This is a genomic window from Bacillus sp. ME78 (genome assembly GCF_903970865.1).
GTDB classification, from domain to species: Bacteria; Bacillota; Bacilli; order Bacillales; family Bacillaceae_G; genus Bacillus_A; species Bacillus_A cereus.
Genome location: NZ_CAJCKK010000068.1, coordinates 1 through 3,022, shown reverse-complemented (window position 1 = coordinate 3,022; position 3,022 = coordinate 1). Strand labels below are relative to the sequence as shown.

Below are 3,022 nucleotides of genomic sequence, written 5' to 3'. Positions count from 1 at the left end.
GCAGCGGAAGTAGGAAATTTAGCTGAGCAGTCTAAAACATCTGCATTTGAAATCAATCATTTAATACAAGCCATTCAACAAGATACAAAAGATACAGTTGCTGCAATGCAAAAAGGCCAACAAAAAGCTTCGGAGGGAAAAGAAACAGCTAATAAAGCAGATCAAGCATTCTGTCGGCTATTAATAAAATCACTAGTCAAATTCAAGAAGTATCTGCAGCGACAGAAGAAATGTCTGCCGGTACAGAAGAAGTCAATGCCTCTATGTCCAGTGTTTCTGAAACTGCCACGCAAGTAGCTAAGGAAACAACTCAAACTGTACAGTCTATCCAATCACAAGCAGCATCAATCGAGGAAATATCGAATCAGTCTAACAAAATAAAAGAAAAAGTAGAAGCATTGTCAGTGTTAGTTTCAAAATTTATTATTGAGAAGCATCACTAAGAGCAATAAAATATATCAAATATGATGTGAAATTAAAGAAGTCCATAGTAACTTATACAAAGTACAAAGGGCTTCTTTATTGAAGGATGTTCTAAAATTCTTCACATCATTAAACACAATTAGTATTTAAACCAATGCGTTCACACAAGATTAAATGAATTTAGTTTTGTAAATCTATCAAATTTCATTTTGGAATTTCATGTCCCAATCAATTTCCAAAAGTGGAACTAAGAACTTATTTTATAGATTAAAATGCTAAATTATCTACAGGTACATTTCATTTAGTACCCATTTTCTTGTCTCGATATTTAGACAAGAAAATGGTACTTTTTTAAACGAAGACACCAAAGTGGGTACTTTGTAAAAATAGCAAATACTAATTATGTGTGAAGTTAAAATTTAATTTTATATTATTTACAAACATATTTATGAGCATCTATTTTCTTGTCTCATTAGGAGGACATGAAAGTCTATACTTATGCTAATTTCTTTCATTCTTATGTTGATGGGCATAGGAAAGGATTTCACAAACATAAAATAAGATTGACAACGTAAGATTACAAGTGTAATATTCAATTACGGATTACAAACGTAATCCGAGGGAGGTGTAATATAAACTAATGAAAGAATTACCTAAAATTTCAGAAGCTGAGTTAGAAGTAATGAAAGTACTATGGTCAAAATCTCCACAAACGGCAAATGAAGTGATTGAAGAGTTGGAGAAGAAAATGGATTGGAAACCCAAAACGATTCGAACACTAATTAATCGATTAGTTCACAAAGAAGCAGTGGCTTACCATCAAGATAAAGGGCGTTTGTACTCTTATTATCCTTTGGTATCGCAAGATAGTTATTTACAAGTAGAAACAAAATCTTTGCTTAAACGTTTCTATGGTGCAGCATTTAAGCCTTTACTGGTAAATTTCTTGAAAGAAGAAAGGCTGTCTTCAGAAGACATTAACGAGCTTAAACGTATCCTTGATGAGAAAACTGAGGAAAATCAGAGGAAGGATAGATCATAATGATAGAAATGTTTATAAATGTCTATCTGCCTCATTTTTTTGATTGGTTGATAGAGACCTCTATTATGGCTAGTATATTAGTAGTCCTAATCTTATGTATCAAGGTCTTGTTTAGAAATAAATTAACTCCACGTTGGCAATACATGCTATGGATGATATTAATTATAAGACTTGTTTTACCTTGGTCGCCAGATAGTTCCTATAGTATTTATTCTGTTCTTACTTACAAGAATGATGATGCATTCCTTTCTAGCCAAAACCCCGTAGCTATTTTTCTTTCAAAAGAACACATGGAAGATTTGAAAGGTATAGACGAAACAAAGGTTCTCACAAAAGAAAATACTTCTACCTCAAGTTCAACACAAACTAATCAGGCAAACAAGACACAAACACACAGTAATGAAAAGCAGGATGGTGAGACGGTTCCATTCTATACAATCTGTATATACATTTGGCTTACTGGCGTTATCCTTCTAAGTGTTGCTACATTTATTATGAACAGGCGTTTATTACTTTACATAAAAAAACAACCTGTTATTACAGATGAAAAGATTGTCCAGATTTTTGAAGAGTGTAAGCAATCTATGTCTGTTCGACAAGAGATCCCTCTACTTGTATCTGGAAAGGTTTCCAGTCCAACAGTGTTCGGATTTATTCGGCCTAAGTTGCTGTTGTCAACTGTACATATGGAAATATTAGAAGAACAACAATTACGGTATATTTTTCATCATGAATTAGCTCACATCAAGCGAAGAGATGTTGGTGTGAACTGGCTAATGCATGGCTTACTCATTTTAAATTGGTTTAATCCTATTCTTTGGTATGCCTACTCATGTATGCGGGAAGATCAAGAACTAGCATGCGATGCATTAGCTCTTACATGTATTAATTCAGAGGAACAAATTGCGTATGGCCATACTATTATTAGCCTTTTGGAACATTATTCAGGTTATTATCAAGTACCCGGTATGGCGAATTTTAGTAAAAACAAAAGAATGTTAAAAAGGAGAATTCTAATGATTAAAAAATTCCAAAGAAAATCATATCGCTGGTCTGCGCTAGGAGCTGTGGCAGTTATTGCAGTATCATCTGTGTCCTTATTAAATGCTCGTGCTGATATGCCAACTAACTCTAAGAAACAACAAATAGAAGAGAAAAATAGTATGAAAGAATTAAAAACACAACCCGATAACTCTTTGCAGCAAATAGTTGAAAAAATGATTGGTACAAAAGAACAGGCAGAAGCAGAATTTTTAATTACCGAAGGAGAGTACAATATTTTCCTTACAGAACTTGGAGTGGCGCGAAAGCTGTTTACGAAAGAAGAATTTAAACGGTTTATTGAATTAGAAACAGAGTCATATACTTTGAGTAAAAAAATAAGGTTAGTGGGGAATCCTGACAAATTAGACCCAGAGGAACAGAACAAATTTAAGGAAAATGAAAAAGAAATTGAACCATTTAGAAGGAAAATTTATTCGGATTTTAGATTAACTAAAAAGGAAGCACAGAAGTATCTTGATTTTCAAATTAAGACACCACCTGTTGTAGTAAATG

2 protein-coding genes and 1 pseudogene are annotated in these 3,022 nt (G+C 33.2%); all 3 read left to right on the top strand.

What is annotated here, in order from left to right; translation table 11 throughout:
- A pseudogene (locus tag H6481_RS27950) lies at window positions 1-443 on the top strand (methyl-accepting chemotaxis protein); the annotation flags it as partial.
- 620 nt (window positions 444-1,063) lie between these two features.
- The gene (locus H6481_RS27945) at window positions 1,064-1,465 is read left to right on the top strand and encodes a BlaI/MecI/CopY family transcriptional regulator (RefSeq protein ID WP_000661425.1); all 402 of its coding nucleotides are present in this window, start codon (window positions 1,064-1,066) and stop codon (window positions 1,463-1,465) included.
- A partial coding sequence (locus H6481_RS27940) for a M56 family metallopeptidase (RefSeq protein WP_182813780.1) occupies window positions 1,465-3,022 on the top strand: 1,558 nt, incomplete at its 3' end. The genes H6481_RS27945 and H6481_RS27940, both read left to right, overlap by 1 nt.

Coding starts and splice junctions, on each gene's coding strand:
- H6481_RS27945 (WP_000661425.1), top strand. CDS start 1,064: ATGAAAGAATTACCTAAAATTTCAGAAGCTGAGTTAGAAGTAATGAAA.